The 22,633-nt window shown below is 56.7% G+C and carries 19 protein-coding genes; 13 read left to right on the top strand and 6 right to left on the bottom strand.

Features of this window, described 5'->3' with window-relative positions; all coding sequences use genetic code 11:
* Positions 1 to 68: 68 nt before the first annotated feature.
* Positions 69 to 647, bottom strand: a complete 579-nt coding sequence (locus S7A_RS13270; RefSeq protein WP_009091308.1) for a DedA family protein — start codon at positions 645 to 647, stop codon at positions 69 to 71.
* 204 nt (positions 648 to 851) lie between these two features.
* On the opposite strand from S7A_RS13270, the gene S7A_RS13265 reads away from it, so the two are divergent.
* The 3 genes from S7A_RS13265 (at position 852) to S7A_RS13255 (ending at position 5,221) form a co-directional block, all read left to right on the top strand.
* A complete protein-coding gene (locus S7A_RS13265; protein ID WP_009091306.1) occupies positions 852 to 1,439 on the top strand; it encodes a Yip1 family protein in 588 nt (195 codons plus the stop codon).
* Between the two features lie 177 nt (positions 1,440 to 1,616).
* Complete coding sequence (gene pbpG / locus S7A_RS13260) at positions 1,617 to 2,564, top strand: D-alanyl-D-alanine endopeptidase (RefSeq protein ID WP_009091304.1); 948 nt, start codon at positions 1,617 to 1,619, stop codon at positions 2,562 to 2,564.
* Between the two features lie 215 nt (positions 2,565 to 2,779).
* Complete coding sequence (locus S7A_RS13255) at positions 2,780 to 5,221, top strand: DUF3772 domain-containing protein (protein ID WP_009091303.1); 2,442 nt, start codon at positions 2,780 to 2,782, stop codon at positions 5,219 to 5,221.
* Here the strand turns inward: S7A_RS13255 and S7A_RS13250 are convergent.
* Positions 5,218 to 5,733 (bottom strand): carbohydate-binding domain-containing protein, encoded by a 516-nt coding sequence (locus S7A_RS13250; RefSeq protein WP_009091302.1) that lies wholly within the window; start codon positions 5,731 to 5,733, stop codon positions 5,218 to 5,220. The two genes, S7A_RS13255 and S7A_RS13250, sit on opposite strands and share 4 nt — an antisense overlap.
* A 284-nt stretch (positions 5,734 to 6,017) precedes the next feature.
* Complete coding sequence (dld, locus tag S7A_RS13245) at positions 6,018 to 7,721, bottom strand: D-lactate dehydrogenase (protein ID WP_009091301.1); 1,704 nt, start codon at positions 7,719 to 7,721, stop codon at positions 6,018 to 6,020.
* A gap of 156 nt (positions 7,722 to 7,877) precedes the next feature.
* Here dld and bglX point away from each other — a divergent pair, with 156 nt between their 5' ends.
* The 3 genes from bglX (at position 7,878) to S7A_RS13230 (ending at position 11,842) form a co-directional block, all read left to right on the top strand.
* Entirely contained in the window at positions 7,878 to 10,175 is a 2,298-nt protein-coding gene (gene bglX, locus S7A_RS13240) for a beta-glucosidase BglX (protein ID WP_009091300.1), read from the top strand.
* Positions 10,176 to 10,263: 88 nt separating this feature from the next.
* Positions 10,264 to 11,139: an oxygenase MpaB family protein gene (locus tag S7A_RS13235; RefSeq protein ID WP_009091299.1), complete on the top strand. Its 876-nt coding sequence runs from the start codon at positions 10,264 to 10,266 to the stop codon at positions 11,137 to 11,139.
* A 148-nt stretch (positions 11,140 to 11,287) separates the two neighbouring features.
* Positions 11,288 to 11,842 (top strand): TetR/AcrR family transcriptional regulator, encoded by a 555-nt coding sequence (locus tag S7A_RS13230; RefSeq protein WP_033736367.1) that lies wholly within the window; start codon positions 11,288 to 11,290, stop codon positions 11,840 to 11,842.
* A 58-nt stretch (positions 11,843 to 11,900) separates the two neighbouring features.
* Here S7A_RS13230 and S7A_RS13225 read toward each other — a convergent pair whose 3' ends face one another.
* Positions 11,901 to 12,680 (bottom strand): BPL-N domain-containing protein, encoded by a 780-nt coding sequence (locus S7A_RS13225; protein ID WP_033736366.1) that lies wholly within the window; start codon positions 12,678 to 12,680, stop codon positions 11,901 to 11,903.
* Positions 12,681 to 13,035: 355 nt separating this feature from the next.
* A complete protein-coding gene (locus S7A_RS13220; RefSeq protein WP_009091296.1) occupies positions 13,036 to 13,485 on the bottom strand; it encodes an NUDIX hydrolase in 450 nt (149 codons plus the stop codon).
* A gap of 353 nt (positions 13,486 to 13,838) precedes the next feature.
* On the opposite strand from S7A_RS13220, the gene S7A_RS13215 reads away from it, so the two are divergent.
* From S7A_RS13215 to S7A_RS13200, 4 genes are all read left to right on the top strand, one after another.
* Complete coding sequence (locus tag S7A_RS13215; RefSeq protein ID WP_009091295.1) at positions 13,839 to 14,309, top strand: OsmC family protein; 471 nt, start codon at positions 13,839 to 13,841, stop codon at positions 14,307 to 14,309.
* A gap of 390 nt (positions 14,310 to 14,699) precedes the next feature.
* Positions 14,700 to 15,770 (top strand): amidohydrolase, encoded by a 1,071-nt coding sequence (locus tag S7A_RS13210; RefSeq protein WP_009091294.1) that lies wholly within the window; start codon positions 14,700 to 14,702, stop codon positions 15,768 to 15,770.
* Positions 15,745 to 17,019 (top strand): MFS transporter, encoded by a 1,275-nt coding sequence (locus tag S7A_RS13205; protein ID WP_033736364.1) that lies wholly within the window; start codon positions 15,745 to 15,747, stop codon positions 17,017 to 17,019. The genes S7A_RS13210 and S7A_RS13205 overlap by 26 nt, the downstream gene beginning before the upstream one ends.
* A gap of 48 nt (positions 17,020 to 17,067) precedes the next feature.
* Complete coding sequence (locus S7A_RS13200) at positions 17,068 to 17,526, top strand: GNAT family N-acetyltransferase (protein WP_009091291.1); 459 nt, start codon at positions 17,068 to 17,070, stop codon at positions 17,524 to 17,526.
* 10 nt (positions 17,527 to 17,536) lie between these two features.
* On the opposite strand, the gene S7A_RS13195 is transcribed toward S7A_RS13200, so the two are convergent.
* Positions 17,537 to 18,616, bottom strand: coding sequence for an NAD(P)/FAD-dependent oxidoreductase (locus tag S7A_RS13195; protein ID WP_009091289.1), 1,080 nt, complete (start codon positions 18,614 to 18,616; stop codon positions 17,537 to 17,539).
* 76 nt (positions 18,617 to 18,692) lie between these two features.
* Here S7A_RS13195 and S7A_RS13190 point away from each other — a divergent pair, with 76 nt between their 5' ends.
* The 3 genes from S7A_RS13190 to S7A_RS13180 all read left to right on the top strand — a co-directional run bounded on the left by S7A_RS13190 (position 18,693) and on the right by S7A_RS13180 (position 22,528).
* Positions 18,693 to 19,148 carry a MarR family winged helix-turn-helix transcriptional regulator gene (locus S7A_RS13190; RefSeq protein WP_009091287.1) on the top strand — a complete coding sequence of 152 codons (456 nt, stop codon included), beginning with the start codon at positions 18,693 to 18,695 and terminating at the stop codon, positions 19,146 to 19,148.
* A 183-nt stretch (positions 19,149 to 19,331) separates the two neighbouring features.
* Positions 19,332 to 20,441, top strand: a complete 1,110-nt coding sequence (locus S7A_RS13185; RefSeq protein ID WP_009091285.1) for a suppressor of fused domain protein — start codon at positions 19,332 to 19,334, stop codon at positions 20,439 to 20,441.
* Between the two features lie 191 nt (positions 20,442 to 20,632).
* Entirely contained in the window at positions 20,633 to 22,528 is a 1,896-nt protein-coding gene (locus S7A_RS13180) for a methyl-accepting chemotaxis protein (protein WP_009091283.1), read from the top strand.
* Positions 22,529 to 22,633 lie beyond the last annotated feature (105 nt).

Here is a 22,633-nt window from a genome sequence, read left to right as displayed (position 1 = left end):
CCCTGTCAGTGTGCTGTTAACTATAGCTGAGCATGCCGATGCGGCTTCGTTTGGGCAGCTGTCAGCGCTTATTGATCGGCCCGACGGTTATGCCAGCGCCGGATCACCCAGCGCAGGACAAAGGCGAACACCACCGCACCCACCAGCCAGAGCAGATGTTTCAGATGCTGATCGAGTTTATGCAGCCACGGCGCGATAATGCCGCCCGCAAAATAGCCCAGCGTGACAAAGATCAGCGCCCAGATGGCCGCACCGATGATATTGAGGATAAAAAATTTCATCGGATTGAGGCGGCTGGCCCCGATGATGATGGGACCAATCAGGCGAAAGCCATACATAAAGCGCACGCCGATCACAAACAGGCTGGGACGGCGTTTGATCAGGCGGTTCGCCTTCACCACCTTATCCTGATGCTTTTTAAAGCGGCGCAGGATGCGCGTCCCCCAGCGGCGGCCAACCCAGTAGAGCAGCTGGTCGCCGATGATCCCGCCGCCCATCGCAGCCAGCACCACGCCCGCATAGTGCAGCAGTCCTTCATGGGCAGCCACGCCACCCAGTAAGGTAAATGTCTCCCCCTCGGCAATACAGCCAATCAACAGTGCCAGATAACCGTACTGCGTAATTAATGCGTTGATATCCAGATGCAAAGTGACACTCCCTGTTCGGTGGCTGTTTCTTCAAGTCTATACGCGAATTGGCTTCGCTTCCGCCCGGGCCGCGCGGGTGCGTTTATTTCTGCTGTTTTTTTGTCCGGTCGCCACGAAAGTTTTGCTGCCGTTTATACTTGAGAAGACGCTGCCCCCAAAGACGCATGCTCATCGGGCGGCCCACTGCATCAGAGGAGTGACTGTATGAACCATGTCTGGGGACTTCTGGCGCATCCGAATCAGGAAATGCGTGATATTAAGCAAGAGAATGAGAGTGTATCGCACCACTATACCCACCATGTTCTGCTGATGGCGGCGATCCCGGTGATCTGCGCCTTCATCGGGACCACTCAGCTGGGGTGGAACCTGGGCGAGGGGCGATATGTGCAACTTAACCTGGCGACCGGGCTTGGGCTCGGCATCCTGTTCTATCTGATTATTCTCGGTGGCGTCGCGGTGATGGGGCGGGTGATCCACTGGATGGCACGTGATTATCCGCAGCGGCCCGGCGTGCAGCGCTGTACCGTCTTCGCGGGTTATGTGGCGACACCGCTGTTTCTCAGCGGGCTGGTGGCGCTCTATCCGCTGGTCTGGCTCTGCGTGCTGGCGGGTGCGCTGGCGCTGCTCTACACCGGCTACCTGCTCTATATCGGCATTCCGCTGTTTCTGAACATCGACCGTGAAGAGAGCCTGCGCTTCTCCGGTTCTACCCTGGCGATCGGCGTGCTGGTGTTTGAAGTGTTACTGGCCCTGACCGTGGTGCTGTGGGGATATGGTCCCCGCCTGTTCTAGACAACCGCTGCCGCCGGCCTGGCGGCAGTTTTCTTTTTACGCCCGGATACACTCTCCCCAGGAAATTTCTTAACCTTCCGCGTATGATGCTGCTGCCAGCCCGCGCGCCGACGTGACTGAGGCGGGCGGCCTGTGTCTCTCTGGCACAGTACATAACACCAACCGGGTTTTTCTACGATGTCTGCAAAAATTCGTTCCAGCCTGCTTTCGCTGGCACTGCTCGTTTCCGGGCAGATTGTTTCACTTCCGGCTCAGGCGACCACCTCCCTGTCGCAGCTTACGCCTATTGCTCAGCCGCAGATTGCCTCTGGCAGTGCGATGATTGTCGACCTCACCAATAATAAAGTGCTCTTCTCCAGTCACCCGGATCGGGTCAGGCCGATTGCCTCTATCACCAAGCTGATGACGGCGATGGTGGTTCTGGATGCGCACCTGCCGATGAACGAGATGTTAACCGTCGATATCAGCCAGACGCCGGAAATGCGTGGCGTCTTCTCACGCGTTAAGCTCAACAGCCAGATCAGCCGCCGCAACATGCTGCTGCTTGCGCTGATGTCCTCGGAGAACCGCGCCGCCGCCAGCCTGGCTCATGCCTATCCGGGCGGATACAACGCCTTTATCCGGGCGATGAACGCCAAAGCGCGGTCGCTGGGCATGAAACAGACCCGCTACGTGGAGCCGACCGGCCTGTCGACGCAAAACGTCTCCAGCGCCCAGGATCTGGTCAAATTACTTAAGGCGACGCGCGAATATCCGCTGCTCGGCGCCCTCAGCACCACCAAAGAAGAGACGGCCGTGTTTGCCCATCCGAGCTATGCACTGCCGTTCCGCAACACCAACCATCTGGTCTACAAAAATGACTGGCATATCCAGCTGACCAAGACCGGTTACACGGACGAGGCGGGGCACTGCCTGGTGATGCGCACCATGATCAACAATCGTCCGGTGGCGCTGGTGGTGCTGGATGCCTTCGGCAAATATACCCATTTCGCGGATGCCAACCGTCTGCGTAGCTGGATCGAGACCGGCAAAGCCGCGCCGGTACCTGCGGCTGCGCTGGCGTACAAAAAGCAGAAGTCGGGCCAGGTCGCCAGCAACGGGGACAGCAGTGCCGGCGTGGAGTAAAGAGAGCAGAGAACGTCTGCTGTGTTACCCGGCGTTGTCTGCTGTCTGAGCAGGCGCGCCGGGCGAGCCGGGCAGCGGCGTAACGCGCGCGGTCTGCCCGGAATTAGCCCGAAAAATACCCGTTATTCCTATATTGCCATCCCTTGCAAAGTCCTACACTACGCGCGACTGGCGAGGGACGATCGCCTGATATAAGCTGCCGGAATTTTACTCATATGTTTATAAGATCCTTTTTTGCATGGTTAATGCTGACGCTGGTGGCGTTTGCCCCGGCGGTGACGCAGGCGGCGGATGATATCACCGCGGCGGCACAGGAACAGGAACAGGATGCCCAGCCGAAGCTGAATGCTTCGGTTGAACTGCCGAAAATGCAGAAGATCCTCGATAAGATTAAGAGCCAGGTGTCAGGCGACGCGGGCGAAAACAAACTGAATCAGCTGAATGAGATGGCGCTGGAGCTTTCCGGCAATGCCGACACGCTGGGTCAGGCGCTGATCCCCGATCGCCAGCAGCTGGAAGCGCAGTTGCAGGTGCTGGGTCCGGCCCCCAAAGCTGACAGCGGGGTAAAAGAGACGCCGGAGGTGACGCGCAAGCGAAACGCGCTGGAGAGTCAGAAAAGTAAACTCGACGATCAGATCAAGCAGGCAGAGGGCATTAAAAATGGTGCCTTAACGCTGTCGTCGCAGATTGTTAACCTGCGCCGTGACCAGCTGAAAAGTCAGCTGGCGCTCAACTCCGGTACCATTCTCGGTGCGCGTTTCTGGTCTCCCCTGACCAACAGCCAGGACCTGGACGGTGAGAAGATCGGCGAGTTTCTGCAGGAGCTGCAGGACACCGCGGCGCTCTCCTGGGAGCCGGGCTGGCGCATAGGCAGTACGCTCTGGCTGCTGGCGGCGCTGCTGGTGATGACGGTGGGTCGTCGCTACAGCGAGGAGTTTCTCGCCTGGGTCAGCATTCATAAAATGCCGGAAGGCAAACTGCGCCGCAGCTTCCTGGCGGCCGCGATAGCCCTGACCACGCTGGTGGCGGTGGTACTCACCTTTAACTTTATCGCTCTGGCGTTTACCCGCCGCGATGAGGTCTCGGAAAATGTGCAGGACTTTGTCGATCGGCTGGTTCAGCTCAGCGTCTTTTGTGGCCTGATCGCCGGACTGGGGCGTGCGTTTCTCTCTACGCGGCGGCCGAGCTGGCGTTTGCCCACCATCTCCAATGAAGTGGCGCTGGCGCTCAAACCGTTCCCGCCCATTACCGCGGTGCTGGTGTTTATCTTCCAGACGGTGGAGGCCTTTAACTACAGCGTCGGCACCAGTCTGAATACCACCATTTTCGCCAACGGCCTGACGGCGCTGCTGATAGGCAGCACCGCGCTGGCCATCAGCATGCGAACCAACCGCGTTCGTCGTCGCATGACGCTGGCAGGCACGCCGCCGGAAGCCCGCTCTACGCTGGTCGGGCTGATCCAGCTGGGGCTGACCCTGACCGCGCTCGCGATCCTGATCTCGCTGCTGGTGGGTTATGTCACGCTGGCACGCTTCCTGAGTTATGAGGTGATCTGGTGTGGCCTGCTGTTTGGCTCCTTCTACTTCCTGAGCCATCTGCTCAACGATGGCTGTGAGAGTCTTTTTTCGACCAGCAACGCAACCGGCCGCCGCATTCAGAGTTCGCTCAACATCAATGAGCGTCATCTGCAGCAAACCGCCACGCTGCTGACGGCGATTGGTAAGACCATTCTGGTGCTGTTTGTGGCGCTGGCGCTGGTCAACGGGACGTTTGCCTCCTCAACGCCGATTGAGCTGCTGCAGAAAGTGATTGAGTTCTGGGGCGGGAAAGGGCTGGAGTCCCTGAATATCGTTCCGGCACACATGGTTAATGCGCTGATCTGCCTGATTGTCGGCATCTATGTGCTGCGCTCGGTGCGCCGCTGGCTCGACACTGACTTCCTGCCAAAAACCACCATGGACGTGGGGATGCGGGTGTCGCTGGTGACGCTGTTCAGCAACATCGGTTACGTGCTGATCATCCTGCTGACCCTGTCGATCATGGGGCTGCAGTGGAACAAGCTGGCCTGGATCGTCAGTGCGCTGTCGGTCGGTATCGGTTTCGGCCTGCAGGAGATCGTGAAGAACTTTATTTCGGGCCTGATTCTGTTAACCGAGCGGCCGGTGAAGGTGGGCGATCTGGTGACCATCAGCGGCATCGAAGGGGATATCCGCCGGATTAACGTGCGTGCCACCGAGATCCAGCTGGGTGACAAATCCACGGTCATCGTGCCGAACTCGCAGTTTATCTCGCAGAACGTGCGCAACGCCACGATGGGCAATGCGCAGGGTGTGGTGACGATTACGCTGACCTTCCCGCTCAACATCGATCCGGTGAAAGTGCGCGATATTCTGCTCGATGTTTACAACGAAAACGAACGCATTCTGGAGACGCCAGAGCCGTCTGTTTCGTTTAAAGATCTGACCCAGCAGGGCATTGTGCTGAGCGTGACCGGTAACGTGGCCGGGCAGCGCCAGATTTCCGGCGCCAAAAGCGATCTGCTGTTCGATATTCTGACGCGCCTGCGTAAAGAGGGCATCCTGCTTTCCACGCCGCAGACCATGATTATCGAACGCCGTCAGCAGCCGGATGCGGAACCCGAAGAGAAGCTGGTTTAAGGCAAAAGGGCCGGGTTCTGCCGGCCCTGATCGTCGTTCCGCGAGCGCAGCGAGGCGAGGAGGCGATCCTCTGCTCTGTCCGGGCGTTTGTGCGCGAACGGCTGCCAGTATTCGCTGACGACGGGAACCTGCACCGATTCGCCTGCGCCAAGGCCGGTGAACTTCTCTGTCGGCTCCAGCCGGGTTAAACCGCCGACAAGGTGGGTCATTCTGAACTGATCATGTTCGACCCGCAGCCTCTGGTGGACGTTGCTCAGGTAGAGGGCCCAGTGCCTGTCCGTCAGGGCCGGGCCGTTGTTAGTCAGGGTAAGGGTGGCGCGATTGCAGGCGGCGAAGTCGCCACCCACTGCGGCACAGTCGGTGCCATGAAGGGCAGCCTGATTATCGTTAACCTGACAGGTGAGCCTGAAGTGACGGATTGGATCCACTCCCCGCTGAACTGAGGCGCTGCCGTAAGCTGAGGCTGTAAGGCTCAGCAGCGTGAGCGCCATAAGGTATCGCTTTAAGATCATGATTCATCCCTGCTGAAACGGATAGTGCGCTACCCGTGAGGGTTAGCGCTGCCTGAATAAGGCATTCTCTCTTTTTCTGTTATTTTTCAGCGGCACTCTATTTTCCGGCTGGCGGATGATCAATTGGCAGGGCAATCTTTTGTGAGATATTACGCAGAACAGAATCGCTTTATAAATAATCAGGGAGAATATCAGAAAGGAGGTTAACTGTTTTTAATGCGGATGTTATCTGAATAGCCATAATCGGCCCGCCGCTTTGATGAGCAGGCGGGCCGGTTAGCCGATTACAGCTGCTTTACGGCCCAGCCTTTTTGCTTGCTGGTTTTGCCGATGCCGGGATTAAAGCTGTTGGTGGGATCGAGCTGGCGATAGAAGGCCGCCAGCTGCGGTTTCGCCTGATAGAGATGGCCCACATTGTGCTCGGCGGGGTATTCCGCGCCGCGCGCCTGCAGAATCTCCAGCATCTGCGCTTTCAGGGCGTGCACGTCGACACCTTTTCTGACGATGTAATCCTGATGGAAGACGTGACAGAAGAAGTGACCATAGTAGAGGCGATGGCTCAGTGAAGCGCGGATCGATTCAGGCAGCGTTTCAAACCAGTCAGCATCGTTGCGACGCAGGGCGATATCCAGCGCCAGGATATCCTCGACCTCGTCAGCGTGCACCGCGTGATAGCGCACGGCCGCCCCTGCAGCCGCGAACCGATGCAGAAAAGCGTGCGCCCCCTCTTTGCCTTCGCACTCAAAGAATTCGCCTCCGCCTTCACGGAAGTAGTCGCGCAGGTAGTTACGCGCTTCCGCAACGCCTTCACCAGACATCTTCAGCATCAGATGATGTTCATATCTGTCACGATACTGCTTCATGCGTTTGGGCAGATGCGCCGGGAACAGCCGGCTCAGGCGCTGCATCAGTCGGTCGGTGAAGTGCGGTTTAACGAAGGCGAGTTTGTTCAGCCAGGCATCGACCCGTCCCTTCAGCGTGAAGAACAGCGGCATTTTGTCGGTGCCCAGCCTGTCGATCATCAGGAAGGTATCTTTGCCGTAGACCTCCGCAATGTCATAGATGTCGCGGTGCATATATTCGCCCGCCACCGGCAGATGAGTGAAGTGCGCCAGGATATGACGGCGGATATCGGTAAGGACGCCTGGCTCGTTGGTGCCGATATAGAACACCTGCTGCTGGGGTTCGCTGGCAAAGGTGTCCAGTCGCACGGCAAACACCGCCAGCTTGCCGGCACAGCCCGAGGCTTCGAACAGACGGCGCGCATCGGCGTTATAACGGGCGGGCGTATCGGCATTCACGTCACGCACCCGGTCAGCATATTCGTGGTCAGAGGCGTGGCGGCCATCGTGCTGCACATCACCGGGCTGCCAGCGATCGTCATCCAGCCGCCCCAGAATCTCTTCCGGCGTGCTGCCTAAGTCAATGCCCAGATGGTTCACCAGCCGCAGTTTGCCCTCCGCATCGATTCGGGCGAACAGGGCCATTTCACTGTAAGCCGGACCGCGTTTGATCAGCGATCCGCCGGAGTTATTGCAGATGCCGCCCAGGACAGACGCGCCGATGCAGGAGGAGCCGATCACCGAATGCGGTTCGCGTCCCAGTGGCTTCAGCGCTTTTTCCAGCTGATAGAGGGTGCTGCCGGGGAAAGCCAGCACCTGCTGGCCGTTGTCGATCAGCTGCAGCTTATCCAGCCGCAGGGTGCTGACAATCACCAGCGGGCGGTCGTAGTCATCGCCATGCGGCGTCGAACCTTCAGTCAGGCCGGTATTTGCCGCCTGCATCAGAATGATGACATCTGCCCTGACCAGCGTTTGCAGAACCCGCCAGAGCTCCAGCAGCGTTCCGGGAAACGCCACGGCCAGCGCATCCCCTTCGCCGGAGCGAAAGCCTTTGCGATAGCGGGCGGTCTGTTCAGGTTCAGTCAGCAGATGAGAGGGGCCGACCAGGCGGCGCAGGTCAGAAAGCAGGGCAGAGGTTGGTATCATGAGCAATTCCCTTGTCTTATCAGTGCGCCTTAACTGTAGCACGTCCGCTCATCTCCTCGCAGTGTGACAGCGGCAGGCTACCTGCTATTCTCATCTTGTGGCACACTGCCGCCTGTTAATACGATATTGCGCAGTTACTTAAGAGAACCCAACCTGATGAAATGGATTTACTCTGTTAGTCTCGCTGTTTCCCTCGCGATGCAACCGGCACTGGCTGAGACCGTGCCAGGTCACCACCCGATGACCGAACAGGCGCGGGATGCCTTCGTTAACCAGCTGCTGAAAAAAATGACGCTGGACGAAAAGATCGGTCAGCTGCGTTTGATCAGCGTCGGACCGGATAATCCCAAAGAAGCGATTCGCGACATGATTCAGAAGAGTCAGGTTGGTGCGATCTTTAACACGGTGACCCGCCCGGATATCCGCGCCATGCAGGATCAGGCGATGCAGCTCAGCCGGCTGAAGATCCCGCTCTTTTTCGCCTTCGACGTCATCCACGGCCAGCGCACCATTTTTCCTATTCCCCTGGCGCTGGCGTCGAGCTGGGATCTGGATGCGGTGAAAGAGGTCGGGCGCGTGTCCGCCTATGAGGCAGCCGACGATGGCCTGAATATGACCTGGGCACCGATGGTGGATGTCACCCGTGAACCGCGCTGGGGGCGTGGCTCCGAAGGGTTTGGTGAAGATACTTATCTCACCAGCGAGATGGGCCGCAGCATGGTGCAGGCGATGCAGGGTAAAAGCGCCGCCGATCGCTATAGCGTGATGACCAGCGTCAAGCACTTCGCGCTCTATGGCGCGGTCGAAGGCGGCCGGGATTACAACACGGTGGATATGAGTCCGCAGCGCATGTTCCAGGACTATCTGCCGCCTTATAAAGCCTCTCTGGATGCGGGCAGCGGCGGCGTCATGGTGGCGCTGAACTCCATTAATGGCGTACCGGCGACGGCGGACAGCTGGCTGCTGAAGGATCTGCTGCGCGGTCAGTGGAAATTCAAAGGCATTACCATCAGCGACCACGGCGCCATTAAAGAGCTGATTAAGCATGGCGTCGCCAGCGATCCGCAGGACGCGGTGCGCATCGCCCTGAAGTCGGGCGTCGACATGAGCATGAGCGACGAGTATTACAGCAAATATCTGCCGGATCTGGTGAAGCGCGGCGAAGTCAGCATGGCCGAAATTGATGATGCGGCGCGTCATGTGCTTAACGTTAAATATGATATGGGGCTGTTCAACGATCCCTACAGCCATTTAGGGCCGAAAGAGAGCGACCCGCAGGACACCAACGCGGAGAGCCGTCTGCATCGGGCCGAAGCGCGCGACGTAGCGCGCAAGAGTATCGTGCTGCTGAAGAACCGGCTGGAAACGCTGCCACTGAAGAAATCGGGTACCATTGCGCTGATCGGGCCGCTGGCCGACAGCCAGCGCGACATTATGGGCAGCTGGTCCGCGGCCGGCGTGGCGAAACAATCTGTCTCGCTGCTGCAGGGGATGCGCAACGCCACCGAAGGCAAAGCGACGCTGCTCTATGAGAAGGGCGCCAACGTTTCCGATAATAAGGGCATTCAGGACTTCCTGAACCTCTATGAACCGGCGGTTTCCATCGACACGCGTTCACCGCAGCAGATGATCGATGACGCGGTCGCCAAAGCGAAGCAGGCGGATGTCATCGTTGCCGCCGTGGGTGAAGCGCAGGGTATGGCCCACGAAGCCTCCAGCCGCAGTGACCTGGTGATCCCGCCAAGCCAGCAGAAGCTGTTGGCCGCGCTGAAAGCCACCGGCAAACCGCTGGTGATTGTGCTGATGAACGGACGCGCATTGTCGGTGGTGAATGAAGATCGTATGGCCGATGCGATGCTGGAGACCTGGTTCAGCGGGACGGAAGGCGGTAACGCCATCGCCGATGTCCTGTTTGGCGACTATAACCCGTCGGGCAAGCTGCCGGTCTCCTTCCCGCGTTCCGTGGGGCAGATTCCGATCTACTACAACCATCTGCCCACCGGCCGGCCTTACAATTTTGCTAAGCCGAACAAATATACGTCGCACTACTATGATGCGGTTAACGGCCCGCTCTATCCGTTTGGTTACGGCCTGAGCTACACCCGCTTTACCGTGTCTCCGGTGAAAATGTCGTCGCCGACCATGCCGCGTAACGGCAGCATCGAAGCCAGCGTGACGGTGACCAACAGCGGTCAGCGCGACGGTGCGACGGTGGTGCAGATGTACCTCAACGATCCGGTCGCCTCCATCAGCCGTCCGGTGCAGGAGCTGCGTGGTTTCAAACGCATCATGCTGAAAGCGGGCGAGTCTCAGACCGTGACCTTTAAGATCGACGTCGATGCGCTGAAGTTCTGGAACCAGCAGATGCAGCATGTGGCAGAGCCCGGCAAATTCAACGTGATGATTGGACTCGATTCCGTTCGTACTCAGGATGCGCAGTTCAACTATCTGTAACCGCCCGCCTTTCTCCTGAGAAAGGGGGTGCGGCGCGTCGTTAGCGTCCTGCTACGGCGCGCCGCGTCATTTCACTATCAGAGCCACCATGATAAATCTGCGAGACCGTATTCAGCAGCAGGTCTTTCGCCTTAACGGCCTGTCGATGAATGAGTTTGACCTCTCCCAGCCGCCTGGCGATCCCGGCCTGTTTGGCCCGGACAGCGTGATCTGGCGCGTCCACGGCGACTTTACCTCCATGATGTGCGGCGGGATCAGCGCGCTGCTATTGCAGATGCTGCATCCGGCGGCGCTGGCGGGCGTCTGGGATCACTCCAATTTCCGCGAAGATATGATGGGCAGGCTGCGGCGTACCAGTCAGTTCATCGCCGTGACCACCTACGGTAATCAGCAGGATGCGCAGACGCTGATCGACCGGGTGAAACGCATTCACCTTAAAGTCAGCGGCGTCGACAGCGAAGGCAAACCCTATGCCGCCAGCGATCCGCATCTGCTGACCTGGGTGCATGTGGCGGAGACCAGCCGTTTCCTGGCGGCCCATCTGCGCTACAAAAATCCCCACCTCACGCGCGCCGAACAGGATCGGTACTATCAGGAAGCGGCGCTGATTGCTGAGTCGCTGGGCGCGGAGCGGGTGCCGAAAAGCGTCGTCGATGTGGCGGATTATCTGCAGCAGATGCGTCCGGAATTACGCTTTGATGCGCGCACCGCTGAAGTGACGCGACTGCTGATGAATGCGCCAGCCCCGAGCTGGCAGGCGAAACCGGTAATGAAAGTGATGCTGATGTCGGGGTTCGGGCTGATGCCAGCATGGGCGCAGGCGATGTCCGGCCGTGAGACAGGGCGCTTTCAGCAGGCGATGATTGATCGAAAGATTAATGCGATTGCGGTCGGGTTGCGCTGGTCGATTCAGAGAGGAGCCTGGTATCGGGCGATGGTGAGGATGGGGCGGGACCCGGGGTAAGGGCAGGGCCATGCCATCCTCGTGATGATGCGTGGATAGCATATTCTGTTCTGCCGGTTCCCGGCATGAGGGGGTATTTTACAGCCGTTAGCGCTGAGTTTCTTAAAATGGTATTATGCCGCCATCTGAAGCTAAAAAAATCCTGGAAATGAAAGTCGACTCCTTTAAAAATATCATAAAGAAAACAGCGTTGAGCCTTTTTAAAGAGAAAGGGCTCAACAATGTTTCGACGCGTGATTTGAACACCCGGCTTAATATTTCCAGAAGCCATATGTATCATTATTACAGTAACTGGGAAGAGCTTAAGTTCGACGCCATAAAAAAAATGCTCGATGACGATATCGTCGATTATTTTTCGATGAAAAAAGAGCGGAATATCGAAAAAATCTCTGAAGAGCTGCACTTTTTCTTAGATTATTTCCTCCCGAACGCGCCCTCTTCTCACTGGATATTATATCTTGAAATATGGCCTCTTTCAGCACGAGATCAGCGCTATGCTAACCTTATTCATGGCAACTTTATCCAGTGTAATGAAATCGTTGAAGATATCATTACACGTGGTACAGAGTCCGGGGAATTTTCCTCCGCAGATAGTCATATCTCAGCCCGCAAAATTGCGGCTGTGCTCGATGGCTATTCAAGTATGATCATACTTGATTATTCGGATGAGAAGCGCGCACTCTTTCTTGAAGAAATTTTTTGATTTTTCTCTTCAGATATTGAGATAAAGGCCATTTCAGGCTCTTATACTTTACCAGCGTTCAGTTGTTTTCTGTGTTCAGGTAATTCAATATTCTGATCATTTTGCTCCGGGCAGGTATATAGCCTGGCATAGTGGCATCGATCCAGCTTTCATCCGCTTCGGGATGCGGTCCCGAAAGGACGACTTTTCCCTTTCCATAGGTATAGGCTGCCATGGCAACATCGCCATTGCTGTACCAGGAGATGGGTGTAAACCCTTTGCTGGCTGAACTGTTACTCAGATAAGGACCATCCTGAAAGTAAGCGGATTCTTTTTTGCCTCCCCACAGTAATGACAATGTGTAATCCCCCTCATCAGCGGCCTCTGAACCTGGCCTGCCCACTTCGCTATCCAGAGGGACGTCGATCAATCCTATCCAGTCTTTATCCGCCAGATAGGCGCCCATACAAATTCCCAGAAAACGTTTACCAGAGCGAACAAAATTACGGATCGCTTCTGCTCCCTCATCGCTTATCGCATCATAAGCCGCAGGAATATCCTGTCCGCCACCCGGCTGAATATACATATCAAATTTGTTAAGGTTTCTGCTATTTAGCTTGAGCTTTTCATTTTCGCCTATGTAACTGATAGAGAAATTTTTCCCTGTATTGATAAGCGATTTAACGACCATTTCTGAACAGCCTGTACAGCCCGCCTCTCCTCTGTAAACAGCGATGTTCATGGGTTTTTCTTCCGCAGAACAGGTTGCGGGAAAATACCCTGCCAGCGATAAAATTAAGGCTGAAGTAAAGAAAAAAGTGTTTGTATTTCTTCTGCAACGGAATTTTTCAACATTCATTACACAGTCCTTAACTTCCGATAGGGGATAAATAGACAGATATTAAACGCTGTCTGATGCTGGCATCTTAAAATTAGAGCAGTCGCCCTAATTTACATATTTTAATTTACAGGTCAAGTCTGATTTGAACAGATAAAGGGGTTGCTCTCCCCGACAGAGAGCGCTGATTCAGCCGGGCGGGTTGTCTGATCGTCTGCAAACTCATCGGCGTCGGAGAGGATAAACCGCCTGTTCGGACAGAACGCCGGTTTGCTTATTGACTGAAAATTATCGAAAAAAATGACAGCTGGCCTGCCGCGCGGTTACGCAGTCAAAAGACGCGTCAGGAATAACTTAAAGAGATAAAGGCGATGGCTCAGGCTCGCTCTCTGGAGAGGATGTCGGTGATCAGATCATGGGGAAAAATGGTGTCGGTAGTGTCTCGCAGCTCTTCTGCTGTCCACCAGTGGTAATGCTGAATCACGCGCTTTTCATTTTGACTCCATCCTGAACAGTCAATCTCTCTCTTTTCCGTGCGAATGAGAAAGAAACGTTCTTCAGCGAGTACGGTTTCCCCATCCGGCAGCGTCATCGGAAATGTCCGTGATGCGACAGCTACGCCTGCTGAGTCTCTTACCAGCCCGGTTTCTTCCCGCAACTCCCGCAGCGCTGCCTGCTCAAATGTCTCCAGCGACTCAAGCCCTCCACCAGGCGTCGCCCAGTATGATCGGCCAGTTAATGCATCATCGTGATGAGAAAAATAAAACAGCAGAACGTGATGTTCAGGGGACAGAACGATCAATCGGGATGAGGGGCGACGGCGCATAAGATCTCCTTGTCGAAACCTGTTTCCAGAGAGCACTGAACAGGGCTGTATAATTACGATTAATCAGAATAGTGCGTCCGGCAACGCGAGTTCATGCCGGAGTCCGCTTCCTGTCCCGATAACGTTCTGCGCAATCTATCGCGTTCCTTCTCTACGTCCAGAGGCCATCCTGAGCATATCACCGAACCGCTCCCACAATGAATTTGGCCCGTCACTCCCAGCTTTGTACCTGAAGCTGACCTGCACGCGTTTTCATTGTGCTGATTTTATCACCCGACAGAGTGTGGTTTAGTAAACAGCAGAAGCTCCCGCTCTGTTTTCCCCGTTTTATCCTCAATAAAGGAGTCAGAATAATGGAACATCACTACACATCGCGCATCTTCTGGACCGGCAATCTGGGAACGGGGACGTCGGGTTATAAAGCGTATGCAAGGACGTGGGATATCGCCATCAGCGGGAAAGAGGTCATCCATTGCTCCAATGATCCCCTGCTGGGTGGCGACGCCAGTAAAATGAATCCTGAAGACCTCCTGATATCCTCTCTTTCGGCATGTCATATGCTCTGGTATCTGCATCTGGCTTCCGATGCCGGGATCACGGTTCTCGGCTATGAAGATTCTCCCTTAGCGACAGGTGAAATATCAAAAGGCGGGGCGGGGCGCTTTATTTCGGCGGTGCTGAGACCGACGATCACGGTAGCAGAGGGGACAAATGTCGATTCAGCCACGGCTATTCACCATGAGATCGATAAAGTCTGTTTTATCGCCAGATCGGTGAATTTTCCTGTCTTCTGTGAACCAGAATTTATCATCCGTCAGGCGTAGAACACGCATCTGTGCCTGTTCTGAAACGTCGCGGTTTTTACTGATTTCACACCGCGACTTTTCTTCATCGCTCTCTTTCCCGTCTCCCGAAACGGGGCGTCCCTGAACCGCATCCGCTCTCCCGTGCCCGGTCATCAGTGCACCGCCGCAGAGCAGCAGCTGGCTCTGAAGCACGATGTACCCAGAAAGTAAAATATTTGTGATTAACATCGTATTTACATTAAGCGCCTCCTTTTTTTGCTGGCTGAACTTTATCCGCTGAGCCTATAGTGGATTTATTCAGTAAAACTGAGTTTTATCAGATAAAACAATACGGTTCGGGTCTGTTCACCTGTCCGCCACGCGAAAAATGTCGGGATCTGATTTTAATCAGAAGGTTAAGAGGACGTTATGGAGATTGTTAATGCACCGCATCTGCCCGTTCGGGAAGCGTGGCTCGCGCGTCATCATGAAGAGGCGCTGATGCCCGAACTTCCGGTCGTGGATGGGCATCATCATTTGTGGGATCGCCAGTCAGGCCGCTACCTGGCACCGGAGCTCAGCCAGGATATCGAACAGTCCGGTCACCGGATTCTCTCGACGGTGTATGTTCAGTGCCGCTCCATGCTGCGCCGTCACGGGCCTGAAGCGTTCAGACCCGTCGGAGAGGTCGAGTTTGCAGGCGGTTGTGCCGCGATGTTTGAAAGCGGTCACTATGGCGAAGCCGCAGGTTGTGAAGCCATCGTTGGGGGGGCCAGCCTGCTGGCTGGGAACGACCTGCTGCCCGTCGTGGAACTTATGCTGGCGCGATCGGGAGGACGACTGCGCGGGATGCGGAATCCGCTGGCCTGGCATCCTGATCCCCGCGTCAGCTCCAGTCCCGTCACGCCGCCCGCCGGTCTGGCGGCCAGTGACGCATTCCGGCGCGGAGCAGCCTGCCTTGCCCGCAACGGACTTTCGCTGGATGTCTGGGTTTATCACACTCAGCTCGATGAAATTGCCGGACTGGCCCGCGCGCAGCCCGATCTGCTGGTGATTGTGGATCACTGCGGCGGACCGATTGGAACGGGGCCTTATGCCGGTAAACAGGATGCCGTTTTTCAGGCGTGGAAAAAGGGGATTATCGCCCTGGCGGCGCTGCCCAACGTGCGCATCAAAATCAGCGGTTTTGGCATGACGGTCATGGGCTATCCCTTTGCACAACACGACACACCACCTGACTCCCTGACGCTCTCCCGGGCCTGGCAACCGCTGTTTGAAACGCTGGTTGAGGCATTTGGCGTGCAGCGCTGCATGTTTGCCAGCAACTTCCCGGTCGACAAAGGCATGTTCAGTTACGGTGTGTTCTGGAATGCCTGCAAAAGGCTGGCGGAGCAGGCTTCTGCGGCCGAACAGGCGCATCTCTTCTGGCGCACCGCGGCATCAACCTATCGCTTATCCTCCCTGGAGAATATGGATGAATATGAAATCAAAAGTGCATGAGGCGCATCCTCTCGATGCGGACGCCTCCGGTTCAGTGCTCTCCTATTCATCGGCTGAAAAAAGGACCCTGGCGCTGGGCGGGTTAGGGTGGACATTTGAAAGCTACGACTCTTTTTTGCTCTCTCTGCTCTTACCCGTGCTGGGCGTGGTATTTGGCCTCGGCAAAACGGAACTTGGCGTGTTTATCAGCGCCACGGCTGGCGGGCAGATCATTGGCGGCATCCTCTTCGGGCTGGTGGCCGATAAAATCGGACGCGTAAGAACGGCCCTAATCTGCATCGCCATCTATTCGCTTTTCTCCGGTCTGCTGGCGTTTTCCCACAATCAGCAGATCTTTACCTTGCTGCGATTCTGCGGTGCGCTCGGTATGGGCGGGATGTGGACATCAGGCGCGGCGCTCATCGCTGAAACCTGGCGTCCGGAGCGCCGTGCGCGCGGCGGCGCGCTGATGCAGATGGGGCTACCGGTGGGCGCAATCCTGGCGATTGGCCTGACGGCACTGGTCACGGCAATGACCGGTGGGCTGGAACACGGGGGATGGCGCTACCTGTTCATGATTGGCGCTTTGCCGGTTTTTATCATGATGGTGATTGCGTACATTACGCCCGAATCGCCGGTATGGCTGGCGCGCCAGCAGGAACGCGCACAGCGGCAGACTAAAAAGGCCAGCGCCGGCAAAACGAATATCAAAGGGTTGCTGCTGGCGTTTACCTTTATCTTCTTCATTCAGTATCTGTTCTGGGGGGTCTTCACCTGGACGCCCACTTACCTTCGTGAAGTGAAGCATCTCGATTTTCTTCACAGCCTGAAGTTTGTGCTGGCCCTGCAGACCGGTGCGATTGCTGGCTTCCTGGTGTTCTCACTCATGGCCGATAAATGGGGACGCCGGCCGATGTTTCTGCTCTATCTCCTGATCGGTGCGGTCGCGGTCGGATTATATCTGGTGACGACGCAGCCGCTGATTCTCATGGTGGCCATCTTTATGGCCGGTTTCGGGGTTAACGGTATTTTCGCCGGTTCCGGCCCCTTCCTGGCCGAGATTATTGGCGACACCCAGTCACGCGGCTTTCTGATGGGCCTGGCTTACAACGGGGGGCGTCTGGGCGGCTTTATCGCGCCGCTGCTCATCGGCTATGTGGCCAGCATTGGCGGCTTCACCGCCGGGCTGGCCACCACCGTGCTGGCCTTCGTCGCCGCGATGATTGTGGTCTGGATGGCACCAGAAACAAAAGGCGTTAAGCTGAAGTAAATCAACGGGCAGAGTCGTTCCGGAAGCGACCTTTGACGGGGAGAACAGATGTTCAGCATTTCAGAAGTCGATAAAGGGGATAGCGACCTGGTGCGCCTGGTCGGCGAACTCGACGCTTTTCAGCGCGAACTCTATCCGGCAGAAAGCAATCACTGTCTGGATCTCTCAACCGTCGGTGATGAGCAGCTGAAGTGCATTATCGTTCGTGATGAGCAGGGCTTTTCGGCAGGGTGTGGGGCCTTACTCTTTCAGGAGGCGGGCTTTGCGGAGATCAAGCGGGTTTATATCCGGCCGGCCTACCGGGGCAGGAAGCTCGGCGAGCAGATCATCGCCGCCATTGAGACGATAGCTTCAGAAAACCGTTTACGCGAACTGCGGCTTGAAACCGGGATTCATCAGCAACCGGCTATCGCACTCTATCGCCGATGCGGGTACGCACTATGCGAGGCGTTCCCACCCTATATGCCCGACCCGTTGAGTCTGTTTATGCGCAAACGGCTTTTATAAGGCCATCGGTTTACTCTTTTTCGCTGAACCAGTTCTGAAAACCAGACAGGGCATCGGGCATCATGCCGTGCGCGCGTTCCATAATCTTTTTTTCCGCACTGCGTAATCCATCGAACGGTTCTGATGACGCGCAAATGGCCAGGGCGACATCAGTGGCATCAAGCATGGCAAGATTGACACCGACGCCGACCGGTGGCATCAGATGAGCAGCATCCCCAATGAGCGTGATGCCCGGACGCGGTGTCCAGTTAAAATCCGCAGGCAGGCTGTAGATGGGACGTCTGACATATTCAGCAGGGGCATTAACAACGGCCTGAAGGGCATCAGCCCACTCCCGGTAAGCGTCTCGCACATATGAAGCGATATCGCTGCACGCACTATCCCGCTCAATACGTTCAATATCTCTTTTCATCGCCGCATAAACGCAGATCCTTCCGCCCCCGTTGCGCTGTGTGACCAAAGCCTCCGCCCCGCCAAAGCTGAAAGCGGTTCCTTTTCCAGCGATACCATCGATTCGTCGGGAGGGGCGATCTATCCAGCCTTCAAAAAAGGTGATGCCCGTGTATTCAGGACGCGTCTGCGTCAGGTAGCTTCTTACCCGTGACCAGGCCCCATCCGCACCGATGATAATATCTGCCTCAGAATCTCTTCCGTTTCCGAAAATCAGCCTGTACCTGCCATTCAGGCCCGTATCGACGTGATGAAGCTTATGCCCCCACTGGAGGGACTCTGGCGCAAGGGCACTCAGCAGCAAATTGATTAACTCACCGCGGTCAATTTCGGGTTTATCGATTTCACCTTCCGGCATCAGGCTGTCATCTACCGCCTCTCCGGTGCGGTAATCCAGCATCCGGCTTTCCTGATCCTCATGTCTGGCTATTTTTATGAAGGGTTCCAGCAGGCCCGCTCTGCGCAGAGCTTCCTGACCGCTGTCAGGATGCAAATCCAGCGATCCTCCCTGGTTTCGTTCAGCATCCCCTGACTTATATTCAAACACCTGGACGTTAAAACCATTGCGCTGAAGTATGACGGCCGCAGTGAGTCCGGCTGGACCACCACCAACAATCGCGATATTCGGTTTGTTCGGCATAGGGATTTCTCTCAGCTGTGGGGTGTATACTCTATAATCACAAAGTTGACATATCAACCTGAAGGGTCAGACAGAGATGGATAGCACCGGGATTTCAGATAAAGAGTGGATGGCATGGCGGGGTTACCGCCGGCTTGCAGAAGTCATAACGGGTCGTATTGTCAAAAATATTACTGAGGCAACCGGTCTGTCCGGCGCGGATTTCATGATTCTGATGGAAATCAGTAAAAGTCCGCAGGGCGCACTGCTTCAGCGTGAATTGCTGGAATACCTGGAGTGGGACAAGTCCCGGCTTTCACACCAGCTTTCACGTATGGCTTCCCGGCAACTTGTGCTGAGAAATCGTCATGACCCGGCTGGCATTTCGGTCAGCCTGACAGATACAGGGCGTCAGACGCTCGCAAAAGCGCGACCGGTGCATGCAGAGAGTGTCAGGCAACATTTTCTCGACAGACTGACACCTGAAGATGTTGATTTGCTGATCGGGATCACGGGGCGATTGCGGCACTCTGGCAGTGGCTTTATCGAATAATCCTGTTATGACCCTGCTGAGCTGGGGGCCGGCATCAGGAAAGGTCGCCGACGCACTAAAATTCGTGTCGTCTCCGTCCATCCTTCCCACTTTGAGACTATTACCCTTGTCTCCGCGTGCAGCAGTCACGATCCTGCTCTATTCTCGGGGAAAATGGATTCCTCCAGGCTTTGTCGAGGCACTATGACGTACAAATCCCTGATTGCTGAAGTCCACAATCAGCAGCGCACCCTCACCGCTATTGTCGAACAGGATGCGCGCACCGCCTATTTTTACATCTGGCCCACCGACCTGTTCCGCAGTCAGTATGCGGTGCGCGGCTGCTGGCTGCGAAACCTGCTGCCCGCACCGGCGCAGGAAGATCGCGAGGCGATGGAGCAGGGCATTGCGCCGCTGCTCAGCGCCGAATATTGCCGTAACCTGGAAGCGGAGCCTGCACTGAATCCCGCCGGGCTGCAGGTTCTCTGGGAGCCGAGCGATGATGGCGCGGCGCTCTGGTATTACGGTCAGCTGCTGGCGGTGATCCCCGGCTGGAGTCTTTACCAGGATAAGCAGGTCAGCTTCTCTGCGGGCTGCATCAAAAAGAACCGGCTGACGGCCCCGCTGGGTTCGGCCTCGACCAATGACTACTATGCCCGTGCAGAGCAGCAGCGTCAGTTCTGGCGCGAATGGCACGATGGCAGCGAGTGGGACAAGGTTCAGCAGGATCTCATGGCCTGCTATCAGAGCCGCTTTGGCGAGTCGGTGAAATATTACGCGATCGATCAGGGGAGCTGGCCGCCGATGGCGATCTCCCAGCACTGGCATCAGGGCGTCTGGTACTTCCTGACGATTGGCATGAGCATCCGGCCGATGCCGCAGGTCGACTACCTGTTTGATGAGCTGGCACCGCAGTATCGCCGTATCGAGCTGGGGATGGCGGTGGATGGCGAGGTCATGACCGAAGGCAATGCGGTGCAGATGGCGAGTGCTCTGGCGGAGTTTGTGCATCTGCCGTGGGCGCGCCTTACCTGGCTGGGGGAGGGGCATACGCTGGCATCGGAAGTCGCGCCGGTCGGCTTTGAGAGCTTCCTGCTGGCAAATGAGCTGGCCAGCGAACCGGCACAGTTTAAACTGCCCAAGCGCGATGGCGATCGTCCCACACTGCTCTGGACCACGCCGATCACCGAAGCGGAGCGGCAGTTCGCTCAGGCGGATGAGCATGGCGGTCAGAAGTTACGGGAATTGTTAACCGCTGGCGGCAGTAACCACATCTTCCGTCCGCGTCAGGAGGTTGTCGATTCAGAAGGCTAGGGCAGGCAAAACAGGCCTCTCCGCCCCTTCCCCGGCTCGCGCCGGGGAGGTGATAATCCCGCAATGAAATTAAATTTTCACAAAAATTAAACATTTATTAATTCTGTGATCCCGCTCACCTCAAGTTCCCCGTAAGCGAGCCGTTAACCCGGATCAGGCAATCGCGCCATACCAGGTTCAGGGGAACAAAGATGTTTAAAACAACACAATCCCGCTTTACCGCAACAATGATCGCGTTCTTTGTTGCGCTTTTACTCGTTACAGTTTGGGTCATCAATCAGTTTGTCGCACCGCAGCTGGTCGACAGCGAAAGCCGTCTGGTGCGTTATCAGGTCGATTCACTGGCCTCCGGTATCGTCGAGCAGATGAACCGCGTTCAGGCTCAGCAGCGGGCGATTACCGAAGCGGCCTCCGTCATGGACAGCGCCACCATCGACACCCTGCTACCGACGCTGGTTAACCAGTATCAGGACAGTAATGTCTTCGGCGGCGGCATCTGGCCGTTGCCAAATCGTCGCGATCCCGCCAAAGAGAAAAACAGCAGCTTCTTTGCCCGCAATGCCAGCAACGAACTGCAGGTCAATACCTACTGGAACTCCGATGCCGCCGACAAATACTGGGAGCAACCCTGGTATAAGGATGGCCTGGCCGCCCCGAAAGGGCAGTGCGCCTGGGCAAAAGCCTATCAGGATGCTGCCAGCCCACAGCCGCGAACCAACTGTGCCATGGCGATCTACCGCAACGGCACCGTCTGGGGGGTGGCAACCATCGACGTGACGCTGGGATTCTTTAACCAGCTGGCGAAGCAGATGGGCGAAACCATCCAGGGCAACGTGCTGATCGTCGAAGCGGATGGCAAAGTTGTCGGTAACGGTGCGCTGGTGAATGCCGCGCCGAAGCTGGAGAACCTGGCCGATGTGCAGACGCCGATGGCAGCGCCCCTGAAAGCGCTGCTGAGCGGGGCGGGCACCCAGCCGCTGGAAACCACCTATGACAGCAGCGAAGGCGAGCAGACGCTGTTTCTGCAGGCCATTCCCGGCAGTCCATGGTTTCTTGCCAGCAGCCTGCCGACCAGCCTGCTGAAAGCGCAGTCGCACAACATGCTGACGCGTCTGGGCCTGGTGCAGATTCCGCTGGCGGTGATCCTGCTGCTGGTGTCGCTGGGCTTTGTCCGCGCCATGATGAAGCGTCTCAGCGTGCTGAACAGCAACATCGAAGCGCTGTCGACTGGCGGCGCGGACCTGACCCAGCGTCTGCCCGCCAGCAACAGCCCGGAGTTCAACGCCGTTGCGCAGAGCTTTAACCAGTTCATCAGCTATCTGCAGGGGTTGATTCAGCAGGTGGGCGACAGCGCGCTGGCGATCACTGCCGCGTCGCGCGAGATCGCCAGCGGCAACGCCAATCTCTCTTCGCGCACTGAAGATCAGGCCAGCTCGATTGTGGAAACGGCGGCGTCGATGGAGCAGCTGACCGGCACCGTGCGTCAGAACGCCGATAACGCCACTCACGCCAACCAGCTGGCGGGCGATGCCTCGCAGGTTGCCGCACGCGGTTCAGAAGTGGTGCGTCAGGTCGTCACCACCATGGGCGAGATCCACAATTCGTCACGTAAAGTGGTCGACATCATCAGCGTGATCGACAGCATCGCATTCCAGACCAATATCCTGGCGCTGAACGCCGCCGTCGAGGCAGCCCGTGCCGGTGAGCAGGGGCGCGGTTTTGCGGTGGTGGCGTCAGAAGTGCGCAACCTGGCGCAGCGCTCAGCCAATTCGGCGCGTGAGATTAAAAAGTTAATTGAAGAGTCCGTGGCGAACATTGATACCGGCAGCGCGCTGGTAGAGCAGGCGGGTCAGACGATGGATGAGCTGATGCAGGGCGTCAGCAGCGTAACGACGCTGATGAGCGAGATCATGTCAGCCAGCCGCGAACAGAGCATGGGGATCGAGCAGGTTAACGTGGCGATTACGCAGCTGGATGGCACTACCCAGCAGAACGCCGTTCTGGTGGAGCAGGTTTCTGCTGCGGCTCAGGCGATGGAGGCGCAGAGTACCCAGCTTGAGCAGGTGGTGCAGAGCTTCCGGCTGTAATTCTTCCTCAGGCCAGCGTTGCTGGCCTGATTTTCGTCTGGCGTCATCCGCTTACCTCTGCCCGATAAGGGTAAAAATTCCTTTCTGTTACGCCCAAACCGCGAA

This window comes from Pantoea sp. Sc1, assembly GCF_000255315.1.
GTDB lineage: Bacteria > Pseudomonadota > Gammaproteobacteria > Enterobacterales > Enterobacteriaceae > Pantoea > Pantoea anthophila.
This window is presented reverse-complemented; position numbering and strand designations above follow the sequence as displayed.